Annotated in this window: 16 protein-coding genes; all 16 read left to right on the top strand. The window is 64.3% G+C overall.

The annotated features are described in order from the left end of the window. Positions 1-7: 7 nt before the first annotated feature. A complete protein-coding gene (gene nuoF / locus X265_RS21020; RefSeq protein WP_128966546.1) occupies positions 8-1333 on the top strand; it encodes an NADH-quinone oxidoreductase subunit NuoF in 1326 nt (441 codons plus the stop codon). Positions 1334-1338: 5 nt separating this feature from the next. Continuing rightward, a complete protein-coding gene (gene nuoG, locus X265_RS21015; RefSeq protein WP_128966545.1) occupies positions 1339-3414 on the top strand; it encodes an NADH-quinone oxidoreductase subunit NuoG in 2076 nt (691 codons plus the stop codon). Between the two features lie 10 nt (positions 3415-3424). Then, positions 3425-4492, top strand: coding sequence for an NADH-quinone oxidoreductase subunit NuoH (nuoH, locus tag X265_RS21010; RefSeq protein WP_128966544.1), 1068 nt, complete (start codon positions 3425-3427; stop codon positions 4490-4492). Positions 4493-4500: 8 nt separating this feature from the next. Next, positions 4501-4995 carry an NADH-quinone oxidoreductase subunit NuoI gene (gene nuoI / locus X265_RS21005; RefSeq protein ID WP_191093171.1) on the top strand — a complete coding sequence of 165 codons (495 nt, stop codon included), beginning with the start codon at positions 4501-4503 and terminating at the stop codon, positions 4993-4995. A gap of 9 nt (positions 4996-5004) precedes the next feature. Beyond that, positions 5005-5643 carry an NADH-quinone oxidoreductase subunit J gene (locus tag X265_RS21000; RefSeq protein WP_128966543.1) on the top strand — a complete coding sequence of 213 codons (639 nt, stop codon included), beginning with the start codon at positions 5005-5007 and terminating at the stop codon, positions 5641-5643. Continuing rightward, positions 5640-5948, top strand: a complete 309-nt coding sequence (nuoK, locus tag X265_RS20995; protein WP_008547737.1) for an NADH-quinone oxidoreductase subunit NuoK — start codon at positions 5640-5642, stop codon at positions 5946-5948. Before X265_RS21000 ends, nuoK begins: the two co-directional genes overlap by 4 nt. Before the next feature lie 63 nt (positions 5949-6011). After that, complete coding sequence (gene nuoL, locus X265_RS20990; protein ID WP_128966542.1) at positions 6012-8132, top strand: NADH-quinone oxidoreductase subunit L; 2121 nt, start codon at positions 6012-6014, stop codon at positions 8130-8132. Further along, positions 8133-9641 (top strand): NADH-quinone oxidoreductase subunit M, encoded by a 1509-nt coding sequence (locus X265_RS20985; RefSeq protein ID WP_128966541.1) that lies wholly within the window; start codon positions 8133-8135, stop codon positions 9639-9641. Positions 9642-9663: 22 nt separating this feature from the next. Continuing rightward, positions 9664-11100: an NADH-quinone oxidoreductase subunit NuoN gene (nuoN, locus tag X265_RS20980; protein WP_128966540.1), complete on the top strand. Its 1437-nt coding sequence runs from the start codon at positions 9664-9666 to the stop codon at positions 11098-11100. A gap of 1 nt (position 11101) precedes the next feature. Next, positions 11102-11908 (top strand): biotin--[acetyl-CoA-carboxylase] ligase, encoded by an 807-nt coding sequence (locus X265_RS20975; RefSeq protein ID WP_128966539.1) that lies wholly within the window; start codon positions 11102-11104, stop codon positions 11906-11908. Then, positions 11908-13578: a ribonuclease J gene (locus X265_RS20970; protein ID WP_128966538.1), complete on the top strand. Its 1671-nt coding sequence runs from the start codon at positions 11908-11910 to the stop codon at positions 13576-13578. The genes X265_RS20975 and X265_RS20970 overlap by 1 nt, the downstream gene beginning before the upstream one ends. Before the next feature lie 13 nt (positions 13579-13591). Then, a complete protein-coding gene (gene mce / locus X265_RS20965; RefSeq protein ID WP_092290870.1) occupies positions 13592-13996 on the top strand; it encodes a methylmalonyl-CoA epimerase in 405 nt (134 codons plus the stop codon). An 8-nt stretch (positions 13997-14004) separates the two neighbouring features. After that, positions 14005-14280, top strand: coding sequence for a DUF1467 family protein (locus X265_RS20960; protein WP_128966537.1), 276 nt, complete (start codon positions 14005-14007; stop codon positions 14278-14280). A 72-nt stretch (positions 14281-14352) separates the two neighbouring features. Further along, positions 14353-14700 carry a hypothetical protein gene (locus X265_RS20955; protein ID WP_128966536.1) on the top strand — a complete coding sequence of 116 codons (348 nt, stop codon included), beginning with the start codon at positions 14353-14355 and terminating at the stop codon, positions 14698-14700. A gap of 32 nt (positions 14701-14732) precedes the next feature. Beyond that, entirely contained in the window at positions 14733-16019 is a 1287-nt protein-coding gene (gene mtnK, locus X265_RS20950) for an S-methyl-5-thioribose kinase (protein ID WP_128966535.1), read from the top strand. A gap of 223 nt (positions 16020-16242) precedes the next feature. After that, the gene (locus X265_RS20945) at positions 16243-17832 is read left to right on the top strand and encodes an ABC transporter substrate-binding protein (RefSeq protein WP_128966534.1); all 1590 of its coding nucleotides are present in this window, start codon (positions 16243-16245) and stop codon (positions 17830-17832) included. The last annotated feature ends 43 nt before the right edge of the window (positions 17833-17875 follow it).

Below are 17875 nucleotides of genomic sequence, written 5' to 3'. Positions count from 1 at the left end.
CACTGATATGCTCGAGGACAAGGACCGCATCTTCAAGAACCTCTACGGCCTCCATGATTGGGGGCTCGAGGGTGCGCGGCGCCGCGGCGCCTGGGACGGCACGAAGAACATCATCGACAAGGGCCGCGACTGGATCATCAACGAGATGAAGGCATCGGGCCTGCGCGGCCGCGGCGGCGCCGGTTTCCCGACCGGCCTGAAATGGTCCTTCATGCCGAAGGAGTCGACCGACGGTCGTCCCAGCTATCTCGTCGTCAACGCCGACGAGTCGGAGCCCGGCACCTGCAAGGACCGCGAGATCATGCGGCACGATCCGCATCTCCTGGTCGAGGGTTGCCTGATCGCCAGCTTCGCGATGAACGCGCACACCTGTTACATCTACGTTCGCGGCGAGTTCATCCGTGAGCGTGAGCGCCTCCAGGCCGCGATCGACCAGGCCTATGACGCCAAGCTGGTCGGCAAGGACAACGTCAACGGCTGGCCGTTCGACATCTACGTCGCGCACGGCGCCGGCGCCTACATCTGCGGCGAAGAGACCGCGTTGCTCGAAAGTCTCGAGGGCAAGAAGGGCCAGCCGCGGCTGAAGCCGCCGTTCCCGGCCAATGTCGGCCTGTTCGGCTGTCCGACCACCGTGAACAACGTCGAGTCGATCGCGGTTGCGCCCGACATTCTACGCCGCGGCGCAGCCTGGTTCGCCGGCATCGGCCGTCCGAACAATGTCGGCACGAAACTCTTCTGCATCTCCGGCCACGTCGAGCGGCCTTGCAACGTCGAAGAGGCCATGGGCATTCCGTTCCGTGAGCTGATCGAGAAGCATTGCGGCGGCATCCGCGGCGGCTGGGACAACCTCAAGGCCGTGATCCCCGGCGGCTCGTCGGTGCGCATGGTGCCTGCCGAGCAGATCATCGACACGCCGATGGACTTCGACAGCCTGAGCAAGCTGCGCTCGGGCCTCGGCACCGCGGCCGTGATCGTGATGGACAAGTCGACCGACCTGATCCGTGCGATTGCCCGCATCTCGTATTTCTACAAGCACGAGAGCTGCGGCCAGTGCACGCCGTGCCGCGAGGGAACGGGGTGGATGTGGCGCGTGCTGACCCGCATGGCCGAAGGCCGCGCCCACAAGCGCGAGATCGACATGCTGCTCGAAGTCACCAAGCAGATCGAGGGCCACACCATCTGCGCGCTCGGCGATGCCGCTGCCTGGCCGATCCAGGGCCTGATCACGCATTTCCGTCACGAGATCGAAGCGCGTATCGACGAATATTCGCACAAGGCCGATGTCGACGATATCGGTGTCCGCGACCCCGTGAACATGGTCGCGGCGGAGTAAGAGACATGACCAAGCTCATCATCGACGGCAAAGAGATCGATGTCCCCGCCGACTACACGCTGCTTCAAGCGTGCGAGGCGGCAGGTGCCGAGATTCCGCGCTTCTGCTATCACGAGCGCCTGTCGATCGCCGGCAATTGCCGGATGTGCCTCGTCGAGGTGAAGGGTGGCCCGAAGCCGGTCGCATCTTGCGCCTGGGGCGTGCGCGACTGTCGTCCGGGTCCCAAGGGCGAGCCGCCGGAGATCTCCACGCGTTCGCCGATGGTGAAGAAGGCACGCGAAGGCGTGATGGAATTCCTTCTCATCAACCATCCGCTGGACTGCCCGATCTGCGACCAGGGCGGCGAGTGCGACCTGCAGGACCAGGCAATGGGCTATGGTGTCGACACCAGCCGCTTCGCCGAGAACAAGCGCGCGGTCGAGGACAAATATCTCGGCGCGCTGGTCAAGACCTCGATGAACCGCTGCATCCAGTGCACGCGCTGCGTCCGCTTCTCGGCGGAAGTCGCCGGCGCGCCTGAAATGGGGGCGACGGGGCGCGGCGAGGACATGGAGATCACGACCTATCTCGAGCACGCGTTGACGTCGGAACTGCAGGGCAATCTCGTCGACATCTGCCCGGTCGGTGCGCTGACCTCGAAGCCCTATGCGTTCGCGGCCCGTCCCTGGGAGCTCGGCAAGACCCAGTCGATCGACGTCATGGACGGCGTCGGATCGGCGATCCGCGTCGACACCCGCGGGCGCGAGGTGATGCGCATCCTGCCGCGCATCAACGAGGCCGTGAACGAGGAGTGGATCTCCGACAAGACCCGCCACGTCGTCGACGGCCTGCGCACGCAGCGGCTCGACCGGCCCTACATCCGCGAAGCCGGCAAGCTGCGCGCGGCGAGCTGGCCCGAAGCCTTTGCGACGATCGCGGCCAAAGCGGCGCGCACCGACGGCAAGCGCATCGGCGCGATCGCGGGCGACGTCGCCGGCGTCGAGGAGATGTTCGCGCTGAAGGATCTCTTGGCAAAATTCGGCTCGGCCAATCTGGCGGTGCAGGGCGGCGACGCCTTCGATCCCGCGCTCGGCCGCGGTTCCTACATCTTCAATCCGACGCTGGCGGGCGTCGAGCAAGCGGACGCATTGCTCATCATCGGCGCCAATCCGCGGAAAGAGGCGGCCGTGTTCAATGCCCGCATCCGCAAGCGCTGGCGCACCGGCGGCTTCAAGGTCGGTGTGATCGGTGCCAAGGCCGATCTCACTTACGATTACGATCATCTCGGCGCGGGCACCGAGACGCTGAGTGAGCTCGCGGCCGGCAAGCACTCCTTCATGGATGTGCTGAAGAACGCCAAGAATCCGATCATTCTGGTCGGCGCGGGCGCGGCCGCGCGTCACGACGGAGCTGCCATTCTCGCAGCCGCCGCCAAGCTTGCGCTCGACATCGGCGCGGTGAAGGACGGCTGGAACGGTTTTGGCGTGCTGCACGAGACCGCCTCCCGCGTCGGCGCGCTCGACATCGGCTTCGCCGCATCAGGCGGTGGCCTGAACGCCGCGCAGATGACGACCTTCGGCACGCTGGACCTCCTGTTCCTGCTCGGCGCCGACGAGATCAACGCGCCTGATGGCACCTTCGTCGTCTATATCGGCACCCATGGCGACCGCGGCGCGCACCGCGCGGACGTGATCCTGCCGGCAGCCGCCTACACCGAGAAGTCCGCGATCTACGTCAACACCGAAGGCCGCGTGCAGATGACCGGTCGCGCCGCGTTCCCGCCGGGCGAAGCCCGCGAGGACTGGGCGATCGTCCGTGCGCTGTCGGAAGCGCTCGGCAAGAAGCTCGGCTACGACTCGCTCAGCGCGCTGCGCCAGGCGGTCTTCAAGGCCGTGCCGCACCTGATCCGTCTCGACCAGATCGAGGCCGGCTCGGCCGACCAGATCAAGAAGCTGGCGGGGAAGGGCGGCTCGCCGGAGAAGGCGCCGTTCAAGCCTCTGGTCGAGGACTTCTATTTGACCAACCCAATCGCGCGTGCGTCCGCCGTGATGGCGGAATGCTCGCGTCTCGCCTCCGGGCACATGCTGACCGCAGCGGAGTGAGCGTGATCTGATGGAATTCTTCGAAAGCGCATTCTGGACCGGTTTCCTCTGGCCGCTGATCATCATGATCGCCGAGAGCGTGCTCGTGCTCGTCGTCCTGCTGGTCGCGATCGCCTACATCCTGCTCGCCGACCGCAAGATCTGGGCGGCGGTGCAGATCCGTCGCGGCCCGAACGTGGTCGGCCCCTGGGGCCTGTTCCAGTCCTTCGCCGACCTCCTGAAGTTCGTGCTGAAGGAGCCGATCATCCCGGCCGGCGCCAACAAGGGCGTCTTCCTGCTGGCGCCGCTGGTATCCTGCGTGCTCGCACTTGCCGCCTGGGCGGTGATCCCGACCAATCTCGGCTGGGTGATCTCCGACATCAATGTCGGCATCCTCTTCATCTTTGCGATCTCCTCGCTGTCGATCTACGGCATCATCATGGCCGGCTGGTCATCGAACTCGAAGTACCCGTTCCTGGCCGCGCTGCGCTCGGCGGCGCAGATGGTGTCCTATGAAGTCTCGATCGGCTTCGTCATCATCACCGTGCTGCTCTGCGCCGGCACGCTGAACCTCTCGGCCGTGGTCGAGGCGCAGCATGCGCGCGGCCTTGCCAGCCTGATCGGGCTGCCGCAGCTGACCATCCTGAACTGGTACGTCTGGCCGCTGTTCCCGATGTTCGTGGTGTTCTACGTCTCGGCGCTGGCGGAAACCAACCGTCCGCCGTTCGACCTGGTCGAAGCCGAATCCGAGCTGGTCGCCGGCTTCATGGTCGAATACGGCTCGACGCCGTATCTCCTGTTCATGCTCGGCGAGTATGTCGCGATCGTCACGATGTGCGCGATGGCGACCATCCTGTTCCTCGGAGGCTGGCTGCCGCCGGTGGATCTGCCGCCCTTCAACTGGGTGCCGGGCATCATCTGGTTCTCGGTGAAACTGTTCTTCATGTTCTTCCTGTTCGCGATGGCAAAGGCGATCGTGCCGCGCTACCGCTACGACCAACTGATGCGCCTCGGCTGGAAGGTGTTCCTGCCGCTGTCGCTGGCGATGGTGATCGTGGTGGCCGGCGTGCTGCAGTTCGCCGGCATCGCGCCGAAGTGAGGGCCGTCATGGGTATCAACGTCAACGCCACTGCACGCTCGCTTCTGCTGTCGGAATTCGTCTCGGCGTTCTTCCTCGCCATGCGCTATTTCTTCCAGCCGAAACCGACGCTGAACTATCCGTTCGAGAAGGGCCCGATCTCGCCGCGCTTCCGCGGCGAGCATGCGCTGCGCCGCTATCCGAACGGCGAAGAGCGCTGCATCGCCTGCAAGCTGTGCGAGGCGGTCTGCCCGGCGCAGGCCATCACCATCGAGGCCGGCCCGCGCCGCAACGACGGCACCCGCCGCACCGTGCGCTACGACATCGACATGGTGAAGTGCATCTATTGCGGCCTCTGCCAGGAGGCCTGTCCGGTCGACGCCATCGTCGAAGGTCCGAACTTCGAGTTCGCGACCGAGACCCGCGAGGAACTGTTCTATGACAAGGCCAAGCTGCTCGCCAACGGCGACCGCTGGGAACGCGAGATCGCGAAAGCGATCGAGCTCGACGCGCCGTACCGGTGAGGTGAGGGCATGATCCTTCCCGCGCTGTTCTTCTATCTCTTCGCCGGCGTCTGCGTCGCCTCGGCCGTGATGGTGATTGTCTCGCGCAATCCCGTGCACTCCGTGCTGTACCTGATCCTGGCCTTCGTCAACGCCTCCGGCCTGTTCGTGCTGATGGGCGCCGAATTCCTCGGCATGATGCTGATCGTCGTCTATGTCGGCGCGGTCGCGGTGCTGTTCCTGTTCGTGATCATGATGCTCGACGTCGACTTCATCGAGCTGCGCGAAGGCTTCATCCAGTACCTGCCGGTCGGCGTCGTGATCGGCGGCATCTTCCTGTTCGAGCTGCTCCTGACGGTCGCCGCCTGGGTCATCAACCCCAACGTGAGCAAGACCATCACGGCGCCGATCCCGACCAACGTATCCAACACCGAGGCGCTCGGCCTCGTGCTCTATACGAAGTACGTCCACTACTTCCAGCTCTCGGGCATGGTGCTCCTGGTCGCCATGATCGGCGCCATCGTGCTGACGCTGCGGCACAAGGCGAGCGTGAAGCGGCAGGACATCAACGTTCAGAACGCGCGCACGCCCGAGATGGCCATGGCGATGCGCAAGGTGGCGCCGGGGCAGGGGCTTTCGGACGCCGACGCGGCGGAGTGGGTGAAATGACGATCGGGCTCGGACATTATCTGGCGGTCGGCGCGATCCTGTTCACGCTCGGCATCCTCGGCATCTTCCTGAACCGCAAGAACATTATCGTCATCCTGATGTCGATCGAGCTGATCCTGCTCTCGGTCAACATCAACCTGGTGGCATTCTCGACCTTCCTCGGCGACATCGTCGGCCAGGTCTTCGCGCTGCTGGTCCTGACGGTTGCGGCCGCCGAAGCCGCGATCGGTCTCGCCATCCTGGTGGTCTATTTCCGCAACCGCGGCTCGATCGCGGTTGAGGACGTCAATCTGATGAAGGGCTGATCGCATGATCCGGAAAAGTGGGTACCGGTTTTCCGACCAGATCATGCGGAAAGAGTAAGACAAATGGTTCAGGCAATCGTTTTCCTGCCGCTGCTGGGCGCCATTCTGGCCGGCCTGATCGCGCTCGTCGGCGCCCATGGCCGCAACCCCTCGGGCGACGAGCTCGAGCATCACGGCGATCACGGCCATGATCACGGTGCTGGCGCACACGCTCATGCCTCCGACACGATCAACCAGGACGCGTCGGTCATCCACGAGACCCACCACGAGCCCGGCGACGGGCACGACGATCACGGCCACGGCCCGGTCGAGCCGCCGGCGGCGGGCTCGCGCGGCGCCGAGCTGATCACGACCGCGCTGCTGTTCGTCTCGGCCGCGCTGTCCTGGATGACGCTGGTGGATGTCGGCTTCAACGGCCACGACCTCAGGATCCAGCTCCTGCCCTGGATCTTCTCCGGCGAGCTCGAAGTCTGGTGGACGCTGCGCGTCGACACGCTTACCGCCGTGATGCTGGTGGTGGTGACGACCGTGTCCTCGCTCGTGCACCTCTATTCCATCGGCTACATGGACGAGGACCCGAACCGGCCGCGCTTCTTCGGCTATCTCAGCCTGTTTACCTTCGCCATGCTGATGCTGGTGACCGCCGACAACCTCGTGCAGCTGTTCTTCGGCTGGGAAGGCGTGGGCCTGGCGAGCTACCTGCTGATCGGCTTCTGGTACCAGAAGCCGTCGGCGAATGCCGCCGCGATCAAGGCCTTCGTGGTCAACCGCGTCGGCGATTTCGGCTTCGCCCTCGGCATTTTCGCGATCTTCATGCTGACGAGCTCGACGGATTTCGAGACCATCTTCCATGCGGCTCCCGGCCTCACCGGCAAGACCATCGACTTCCTCGGCTGGCATGCCGATGCGCTGACCCTGACCTGCCTGTTGCTGTTCATGGGCGCGATGGGCAAGTCGGCGCAGTTCCTGCTGCACACCTGGTTGCCGGACGCGATGGAAGGCCCGACCCCGGTCTCGGCGCTGATCCACGCCGCGACCATGGTCACCGCCGGCGTGTTCATGGTGGCGCGCCTGTCGCCGCTGTTCGAGCTCGCCCCGAACGCGCAGGCCGTCGTGATGTTCTTCGGTGCGACCACCGCGTTCTTCGCCGCGACCATCGGTCTCGTCCAGAACGACATCAAGCGCATCGTGGCGTATTCGACCTGTTCGCAGCTGGGCTACATGTTCGTGGCGATGGGAGCAGGGGCCTATTCGGTCGGCATGTTCCACCTGTTCACGCACGCCTTCTTCAAGGCGCTGCTGTTCCTGGGCTCCGGCTCGGTGATCTACGCGATGCACCACGAGCAGGACCTCCGCAACATGGGCGGCCTCTGGAAGAAGATCCCGTACACCTTCGCGGTGATGACCGTCGGCACGCTGGCGCTGACCGGCTTCCCGCTGTTCGCCGGCTACTTCTCCAAGGACGCGATCATCGAGGCGGCCTATGCCTCGCATAATCCGTTCTCGACCTACGCCTACCTGCTGACGATCGTGGCTGCGGGTCTGACCTCGTTCTATTCCTGGCGTCTGGTGTTCAAGACCTTCTTCGGCGAACCGCACGATCAGGCGCACTACGAGGCCGCGCACGAGAGCCCGATCTGGATGCTGATTCCGATCGGCGTGCTCGCCGTCGGCTCGGTCCTGGCCGGCTTCCCGTTCAAGGAGTTGTTCACCGGGCCGCACGGCGTGGAGGAGTTCTTCCGCGAGTCCGTGAAGATGAATCCGCATATCCTCGAGGATATGGAGCACATGCCGCATCTGCTCGGCTGGCTGCCCTTCGTGATGATGGTCGGCGGCTTCCTGGTGTCCTACACCTTCTATATCCGCAAGCCGTACCTTCCGGTCGAGCTCGCGAACACCCAGCCGATGCTCTACAAGTTCCTGCTCAACAAGTGGTACTTCGACGAGCTCTACGACATCATCTTCGTCCGTCCGGCGAAGTGGATCGGTTACCAGCTCTGGAAGAAGGGCGACGGCTTCATTATCGACGGCTTCGGCCCCGACGGCGTCTCGGCCCGCGTGCTGGATATCACCCGCAACGTCGTGAAGATCCAGACCGGCTATCTCTATCACTACGCATTCGCCATGCTGATCGGCGCAGCCGGCCTGATCACCTGGTTCATGTTCGGCTTTGGAGGCCAGTAAATGACAACCTGGCCCATCCTTTCGGTCACGACGTTCCTGCCGCTGGTCGGCGCGCTGATCGTTTACCTGAGCCGCGGCGATGACGAGGCTAGCCGGCGCAACTCGCGCTGGATCGCGCTGTGGACCACGATCATCACCTTCGCCGTGTCCGTGATCCTGGTCATGCGCTTCGACCCTGCCAATGCCGACTTCCAGTTCGTCGAGAAGACGGCGTGGCTGGCCACCGGCATCACCTACCACATGGGCGTCGACGGCATTTCGCTGCCGCTGGTGATCCTGACCACGGCGGTGATGCCGTTCTGCATCATCGCGAGCTGGAAGGCGATCACCAACCGGGTCCGCGAATACATGATGGCGTTCCTGATCCTGGAAACGCTGATGATCGGCACCTTCTCGGCGCTCGATCTCGTGCTGTTCTATTTGTTCTTCGAGGGCGGCCTGATCCCGATGTTCCTGATCATCGGCGTCTGGGGCGGTCCGCGCCGGGTCTACGCCTCGTTCAAGTTCTTCCTCTACACGCTGCTCGGCTCGGTCTTGATGCTGCTCGCCATCATGGCGCTGTACTGGAACGGCGGCACCACCGACATCCCGACCCTGATGCACACCGCCGTGCCGCGCTCGATGCAGACCTGGGCCTGGCTGGCCTTCTTCGCCTCGTTCGCGGTGAAGATGCCGATGTGGCCGGTGCACACCTGGCTCCCCGACGCGCACGTCGAGGCGCCGACCGCGGGCTCCGTGGTCCTCGCCGCGATCCTCTTGAAGATGGGCGGCTACGGCTTCCTGCGCTTCTCGTTACCGATGTTCCCGCTGGCCTCGCATGATTTCGCGCCGTTCGTCTTCACGCTTTCGGCCATCGCCATCATCTACACCTCGCTGGTGGCCTTGATGCAGGAGGACATGAAGAAGCTGATCGCGTACTCCTCGGTCGCGCACATGGGCTTCGTCACCATGGGCATCTTCGCCGGCACCATGCAGGGTGTCGCCGGCGGCGTGTTCCAGATGATCTCGCACGGCATCGTCTCCGGCGCGCTGTTCCTTTGCGTCGGCATCGTCTACGACCGCCTGCACACCCGCGAGATTGCGGCCTATGGCGGCCTCGTCAACCGGATGCCGCTCTACGCCATGACCTTCATGGTCTTCACCATGGCCAATGTCGGTCTGCCCGGCACCTCCGGCTTCGTCGGCGAGTTCATGACGCTGCTCGGTACCTTCAAGGTCTCGATCCCGACCGCGTTCTTCGCCACCTTCGGCGTGATCCTCTCGGCGGCCTACGCGCTGTGGCTCTACCGCAAGATCGTGTTCGGCGCGCTGGTCAAGCCGTCGCTGATGAGCATCAAGGATATGACCTTGCGGGAGTGCGTGATCCTGTTCCCCATGATCGCGCTGACGATCCTGTTCGGCGTCTATCCGAAGCCGGTGCTCGACATGTCGGCCGCCTCGGTCCAGCAACTCGTCAACAACTACAACACCGCTGTGACGGCCGTGAAGGCCGCCGCACTGCTCCATTGATCGGGCAGGTCAGGATATCGCCATGAGCTTTACGACTGCAGGTTATCAACTGGCACCGGTGCTGCCCGAGCTCGTGCTCGCGATCGGCGCCATGGCGCTTCTGATGCTCGGGGCCTATCGCGGGCAGGGCACCACCAGCGCGGTGACCACGCTGGCGACCGTGCTCCTGATCGCGGTCGGCGTGCTCGAGTACATGCTGCCCGCGGGCAAGCAGGTGACCTTCGGCGGCAGCTTCATCGTCGACGACTTCGCGCGCTTCATGAAGATCCTGGCCCTGGTCGGCTCGGCGGTGACGCTGATCCTCTCGGCCGAGTTCCTCGCCGACCCGTCGCGTCGCATCTTCGAATACGCCATCCTGGTGCTGCTCTCGACGCTCGGCATGATGGTGCTGATCTCGGCGGGTGATCTGATCTCGCTCTATCTCGGCCTCGAATTGATGTCGCTCGCGCTTTACGTCGTGGCGGCCTCGAACCGCGACAACGCCAAGTCGACGGAAGCCGGCCTGAAGTATTTCGTGCTGGGCGCGCTGTCCTCGGGCATGCTGCTCTACGGTTCCTCGCTGGTCTACGGCTTCACCGGCACGGTGAGCTTCACCGGCATCGCCGCGGCGGCGACGATCTCGAACACGGGCCTCGTGTTCGGCCTCGTCTTCCTGCTCGCCGGGCTCTGCTTCAAGGTCTCGGCCGTGCCGTTCCATATGTGGACGCCCGACGTGTACGAGGGCGCGCCGACGCCGGTCACGGCCTTCTTCGCCTCGGCGCCGAAGGTGGCCGCGCTCGCCGTCTTCACCCGTGTCACTCTGACCGCTTTCCCCGGCATCGTCTCGCAGTGGCAGCAGATCCTGGTCTTCGTGGCGATCGCCTCGATGGCGCTGGGCTCGTTCGCCGCGATCGGCCAGAGCAACATCAAGCGCCTGATGGCCTATTCCTCGATCGGCCATATGGGCTTCGCGCTGGTCGGTCTTGCCTCCGGCACGGTCGAGGGCGCGCAAGGCGTCCTGATGTACATCGTGATCTATGTCGCGATGACGCTCGGCTCGTTCGCTGTCATCCTCGCCATGAAGCGCAACGGCCAGGCCGTCGAGCAGATCAGCGATTTCGCCGGCCTGTCGCGCACCAATCCGCTGCTCGCCTTCATGTTCGCGATGCTGCTGTTCTCGCTCGCCGGCGTTCCGCCGCTCGCCGGCTTCTTCGCCAAATGGTACGTCTTCGTCGCCGCCATCAAGGCGAACCTGTTCACGCTCGCCGTGATCGGCGTGCTGACCAGCGTCGTGGGCGCCTACTACTATCTCGCCATCGTCAAGACGATGTATTTCGACGAGCCCGCCGGCCAGGTCGATCCCGTCAGGGTCGAGGTCAAGACGGTGCTGGCGGTCGCTGGCCTGTTCAACATCCTGTTCGCAGTGTTCGCGGGTCCGGTGGTGAGCGTCGCTTCCGCCGCCGCCAAGTCGCTGTTCTAGGATGGCGTTCGCGCTCGGTCCTAGCGCATTGGCCGCGGGCTACAAGCTCGTGGCGCTTGAGCGGACCGGCTCGACCAACGCCGACGCGCTCGAAGCGGCTCGCGCCGGCGAGCGCGGCCCGATCTGGTTCGTGACCTCGGAGCAGACCGCCGGCCGCGGCCGTCGCCAGCGGCCCTGGATCGCACCCAAGGGCAATCTCGCCGCCAGCGTCCTCGAAGTGCTTGATGTCGCGCCTGCGGTGGCTGCCACGATCGGCTTCGCTGCGGGGCTGGCGGAAGAGGCGGCCTTGGAGAAGGTCAGCCTCGAAGCCGCAATGCGGCTCGGCCCCGACCGGCCTCGCTACACCCTGAAATGGCCGAACGACGTCCTCGCCAACGGCAAGAAGCTGGTCGGCATTGGCCTCGAGGCTGAAGCGGTCGGCGATCGCCTGGCCATCGTGACAGGCATCGGCACCAATGTCGTGGCGGCGCCCGAGGGCACGCCGACCCCGGCGGTGTCGCTCGCAGCCCTCGGCGTCCAGATCAGCGCGGAGGAGCTGTTTTCGGCCCTGTCGGACGCCTGGGTCGAGTTTCGTGGCCTCTGGGACAATGGCCGAGGCTTTGCCGAGATCCGTAAGCTGTGGCTGGAGCGCGCCGCCCGCCTGGGCGAGCCGATCGCGATCCACACGGGGACGATGGTGCTGGAAGGCATTTTTGACACGATCGACGAGACCGGCTGTCTGATCGTCCGCACGGCTGAGGGCCGCCGCGTGCCGGTGGCAGCGGGCGAGGTGTTCTTCGGCCCGGTCCGTTCGGTGGGAGCTGCGTGATGGCAAGGCCCGACGAACTGGTGTTTGCGCCGCTCGGCGGTGTCGGCGAGATCGGCATGAATTTGTCGATCTACGGCCTCGGAAACCGCCACCAGCGTTCTTGGTTGGCGGTCGATCTCGGCGTCTCCTTCGGCGACGAGGAGCATCTGCCCGGCATCGATCTGATCATGCCCGACATCAGCTTCCTGGAGAAAGAGCGCAAGAACCTGATGGGGTTGGTGCTGACCCACGCCCATGAGGATCATTTCGGCGCCATCATCGATCTGTGGCCGAAGCTGAAATGCCCGATCTATGCGACCCAGTTCAGCGCGGCGCTGTTCGAGGCAAAATGCGCCGCCGAGCGCAACGCGCCCGTCATTCCCGTCACCGTGGTCCCATCGGGCGGCCGCATCGATGTCGGCCCGTTCAATGTCGAGTTCATCCCGGTCGCGCATTCGATTCCTGAAGCGCATGCGCTTGCGATCCACACCGACGCCGGAGTGGTGTTGCACACCGGCGACTGGAAGATCGACCCGACCCCGACGCTGGGACGACCGACCGACGAGAAGCGGCTGCGCGAGCTCGGCGAGGAGGGCGTGCTCGCCTTGATCGGCGATTCCACCAACGCCGTGCGCGACGGCCGCTCGCCCTCGGAAGCTGAAGTCGCTCGCACCATCATCGATCTCGTGAAATCCGCCAAGGGCCGCGTCGCGGTCACGACCTTCGCCTCGAACGTCGCACGCATCAAAGCCGTCGCCGATGCCGCGAAGGCCGCCGACCGCGAGGTCGTCGTCGTCGGGCGCGCCATGGAGCGCGTGGTGCAGGTCGCGCGCGAGACCGGCTATCTCGACGGCGTGCAGAATTTCCGCTCGCCCGAGGTTTACGGCCATCTGCCGCAGGACAAGGTGCTGGCGCTTTGCACCGGCAGCCAGGGCGAACCGCGCGCCGCGCTGGCGCGCATCGCCAACGATGACCATCCCGAGATCACGCTCAACCGCGGCGACAGCGTCATCTTCTCCTCGCGCACCATCCCCGGCAACGAGAAGGCCGTGGGTTCCATCATCAACAATCTGGTGCTGCAGGGCGTCGAGGTCCTCACCGACCGCGACCATCTGGTCCACGTGTCGGGCCATCCGCGCCGGGACGAATTGCGCGACATGATCTCCTGGGTGAAGCCGCAGCTTCTGATCCCTGTGCATGGCGAAGCGCTGCACCTGAACGATCACGCAAAACTTGCGCGCGCTGCCGGTGTGCCCCGCGTCCTGGTCATTCGCAACGGCGATCTGGTCAAGCTCGGCCCCGGCGATCCCGGGGTGGTCGGCGAGGTGCCCTCGGGCCGGCTTTACAAGGACGGCACCATCCTTGAAGATTCCAAGTCCCGTGCCGTGGTCGAACGCCGCCGGATGGCGTTCTCGGGCTGCGCCTTCGTCGCCATCGCCATGACCGCACAGGGCGAGCTCGCGGACGAGCCCGAAGTCGATCTGGTCGGCATTCCCGAGAAGAACCGGGCGGGCGAGCCGTTCGACGACATCGTGTTCGATGCCGTGATGTCCACGGTCGAGGGCCTGCCAAAGGCACGGCGCAGGGATCCGGACGCGCTGGCTGAATCGGTGCGACGCGCCGTCCGGGCCGTCATCAACGAACATTGGGGCAAAAAGCCCCCCTGTCTGGTACACGTCCTGACAGTCTAACGGGGAGACAACCATGCTGGGTCGGCTCAACCATGTCGCAATCGCGACCAAGGACGCCGTCAAGGCCGCCAGGATCTACGGCGCGGCATTCGGGGCGCAGATTTCCGAGGCCGTCGCGCTGCCCGAGCATGGCGTCACCACCGTGTTCGCGACGCTGCCCAACACCAAGATCGAGTTCATCGAGCCGCTCGGCGAAACCTCGCCGATCGCAAAGTTTCTCGAGCGCAATGCCGATGGCGGCATCCACCACGTCTGCTACGAGGTCGTCGACATCATCGCCTCGCGCGACACGCTGGTGAAGGAGGGCGCGCGCGTGCTCGGCGACGGCGTGCCGAAAATCGGCGCCCACGGCAAGCCGGTGCTGTTTCTGCATCCGAAGGACTTTTCCGGCGCGCTGGTCGAAATCGAGCAGGCGTAAGATCGCCCATGGCCTATCAAATCTCAACCGGGCTCGCGATCTACTTCGTCATCTGGTGGATATCGCTGTTCCTGACGCTGCCGTTCGGCGTGCGCAGCCAGCACGAGGACGGCCTCGGCGCGCCGGGCACGGACCCCGGCGCCCCTGTTCTGACCGGCATGAAGCGCAAGCTGGTCTGGACCACAATCATCTCGGCGATCATCTATGGCCTCGGCATTGCCGCCTATCACGCCGGCTATCTCTCGCTCGACCGGCTATCGCGTTTGATGGGAATGCCGTTTTAGGAGAGTAAGCAACGAGAGATCTCAACCAAGCTCGCAATGACGGCGGAGCGAGTTCTGATACTGGGGGAACGAATGACTTTTCAGAGGATCGTCGTCGCGCTTCTCGTGCTTGTCGTCGCCGGCCTTGGCGGCATCGGCTATTTCGAATGGAAGATGGCCGTGCAGGTGCGAACATTGAAAGCGTTCGTCGAGGGCTATGTCTTCAACGAGGCGGTAATGGCCTGCGAGCAGGCCAAGAGCTCGACGCCCTTCAAATGGAACGGAGGCAAGAGCACCTCGGTGATCGGGTTGAACTCGGTCAAAACAGACAAATACACCGTCTATGCCAGCTACACACTGGTAGCGGACAGCGTCTATTGTGATTACGATCCCATCAAAAGAAAGGCCGAGATCGGCTCGAGCTTCCTGGAGCGGGAGTAACGATCCGGCCCAATTGGATGGGATGGATCGTCATGACGCAGGGGCGGGGGGATTATCGAATTTTGCAGGAGGCGGCCTTGCGGGATTATCTCGCGGGCATGCCTGACATCGCAGCCCAGCTCGGCGGCGAGCCGGCCGCCTGGGCCATCACCGAGGTCGGCGACGGCAATCTCAACCTCGTCTTCATCGTCAAGGGCGCGCGCGGCGGCGTCGCCGTCAAGCAGGCACTGCCTTACGTCCGCCTCGTCGGCGAGAGCTGGCCGCTGCCGCTGTCGCGGGCCCATTACGAATATCTCGCGCTGTCCCGGCAGGCCAAGCTCGCGCCCGGCCTGGTACCGGCGCTGCTGCACCACAACGAGACGCTGGCGCTCACCGTGATGGAGCTGCTCGAGCCGCACATCATCATGCGGAAGGGGCTCGTGGCGGGCATGCGCTATCCGCGCTTCGCCGACGACATCAGCACCTTCATGGCGCGGAATCTGTTCTTCACCTCAGACCTCGCGCTCCCGGCGGCCGAGAAGAAGGAAGCTATCGCGGCCTTCGCCGGCAACCACGCGCTGTGCAAGATCACCGAGGATCTGATCTTCACCGATCCCTACCGCATCGCCGAGCAGAACCGCTGGACCGCGCCCTATCTCGATGGCCTCGCAGCGTCCTTGCGCGATGACATGGAGCTGCATGTCGCGATCAGCAGGCTGAAGCTGAAATTCATGGCGAGCCCCGAGGCGCTGCTCCATGGCGATCTCCATACGGGCTCGATCATGGTGACGGAAAGCCAGACGCGGGTGATCGATCCGGAATTCGCCTTCTACGGTCCAATGGGATTTGACGTCGGCGCCGTGCTGGCCAATCTGCTGATGGCCTATTTCGCCTCCGCCGGCCATGAGCGCGCGGCGGGAGAGCGGCACGAGTTCGAGACCTGGGTGCTGGAGACGGTCGAGCAGGTCTGGAGCGAATTTTCGCGAAAATTCCTCGACCTCTGGCGCACGGAGGCGAGTGGCGATGCCTATCCTCTTCCGCTCTTCGCCGGCGATAAGGGCGCTGCGCGCCTCAAGGCCGAGCGGCAGGCCTACATGCAACGCCTCTTCACCGACACCGTTGGCTTTGCCGCCGCCAAAACCATCCGCCGCATTTTCGGCCTCGCCCACAACATCGATTTCGAGCTGATCGAGGACCCGAGGAAGCGCGCCATCAGCGAGGCCCGCGCCGTGCGGCTCGCGCGCGGGATGATGGTGGAAGCGGCGGCGTTTCGGACCATCGCCGACGTGACGGGAGCTGCGCGAAAGCTGCGGGATTGGCAGCCGGAATTGTCAGTCTGAAGACGTCGCGAGAGGGCTCCGTCATTGCGAGCGCAAGGGATGGTCGCCCGATGACGCACTGCGTCATCAGGCGGGCTTGCGTCGCGCAGGAATGCAACCCGTCATGTAGTCTCCGTCCCTGCCTCAGGAACCGGCATCGGCTGCCACCAAAACGAAGCTTGCATTCGACAGGCGACGGATGATCAAATCGCTGATCGGAGTAGCTGCGCTGTCGGGGGGACACATGATGTTCAGGATGTTGGCGATCGTCGCGGGCCTGGGATTGGCGCTCGCGGGACCAGCGGAGGCGCAGACGCCGCGCAAGGGCGGAACCATCCGCATGACAGCGCCCTATGGTTCGAGCTTCACCAGCCTCGACATTCACACCACCCAGCGCGCCCAGGACGAGATCTACGCCAAGGCGCTGCATCGCTCGCTCTACATCTGGAATTCCGCCGAAGGAAAGCCGGTGCTGGAGCTCGCGAAGGAGGACGTGGTTTCCGGCGGCGGCCTGGTTCACACCTTCAAGCTGCGCGACGACGCCTATTTCCACAATGGCCGCAAGATGACGGCCGACGACATCATCTGGTCCTTCAACCGCATCATGGACGGCACCAAGGCCTATCCGGGCGCGCGTTTCGTCCGCATCATCGAGGGTGCGGCCGCGGTCGAGAAGGGGCAGGCCAAGGAAATCTCCGGCCTGAAGAAGATCGACGACTTTACCCTCGAGATGAAGCTGACTGAGAAGGTCGATCCCGGTTTCTATTTCTTCACCGCGCTGACGTCGATTTATCCTGCCGACGAGGGTGCCAAGGAAAGTTTCATCCAGCATCCGATCGGACTGGGGCCGTTCAAACTCGTCGAGCATGTACCGGGATCGCGCATCGTCCTGGAGCGGTGGGACCGGTTCTACAAGCCGGGCAAGCCCTACGCCGACAAGCTCATCGTCTCGATCATGGGTGAGGCCGCGGCGCGCGATGTCGCATTCCGCAACAAGGAGATCGACACGTCGGTGCTCGGGCCGGCCCAATATGTCGCCTATCAGGCCGATCCCGACCTCAAGGGCACGCTCGTCGAAGTCGCCGAGGTCTTCACGCGTTACATGGGCATGAATCCCGCGTTCAAGCCGTTCGCCGACAAGCGCGTGCGGCAGGCGATCAACTACGCGATCGATACCGATCTGATCATCAGCAAGCTGGTCAAGGGCAAGGCCTACCGCGCCACCAGCTGGCTGCCGCTGACCTCGCCGGCCTACGACAAGACGATGAAGCCGTACCCCTACGATCCTGCCAAGGCCAAGCAGCTGCTTGCCGAAGCGGGCTATCCCAACGGCTTCGAGTTCGAATGGACCACCAGCCAGAATGAAAGCTGGGGCCTGCCGATCGTCTCGGCCGTCATCCCGATGCTGGACAAGGTCGGCATCAAGGCCAAGGTCAAGCAGGTCGAGACCGCGGTGCTGGCGGAGGTGGTGCGCACCGGCGACTACCAGGCCTTCATCTATTCGCAGCAGAGCGGCCCCGATCCGCTGGCCGCGCTGAAATGCTTCCACTCCGCAACGCCGCAGCCGGCCTGCAACTACATGAATTTCAAGAACGCCGATTTCGACAAGATCCTCGACGAGGCGGGGCAGGCCGATGACGACGCAAAGCGCACGCAGCTGCTGCAAAAGGCCAATGCGCTGCTCTACGAGGAGGCGCCGGTCTGGTTCTTCAACTACAACAAGGCGGTGATGGCCGTGCAGCCCTGGCTCCACGGCATTCAGAAGAACCCGACGGAGCTGACCCACCAGAACGCCGAGGAGCTCTGGGTCGACGACACCTCGCCCGCAAAGTGACACGCGTTCTCTTGGCTCCCTCCATCGCGATTGAGCGATGGGG

The sequence above is a fragment of the Bradyrhizobium guangdongense genome (assembly GCF_004114975.1).
Lineage (GTDB): Bacteria > Pseudomonadota > Alphaproteobacteria > Rhizobiales > Xanthobacteraceae > Bradyrhizobium > Bradyrhizobium guangdongense.
This window is presented reverse-complemented; position numbering and strand designations above follow the sequence as displayed.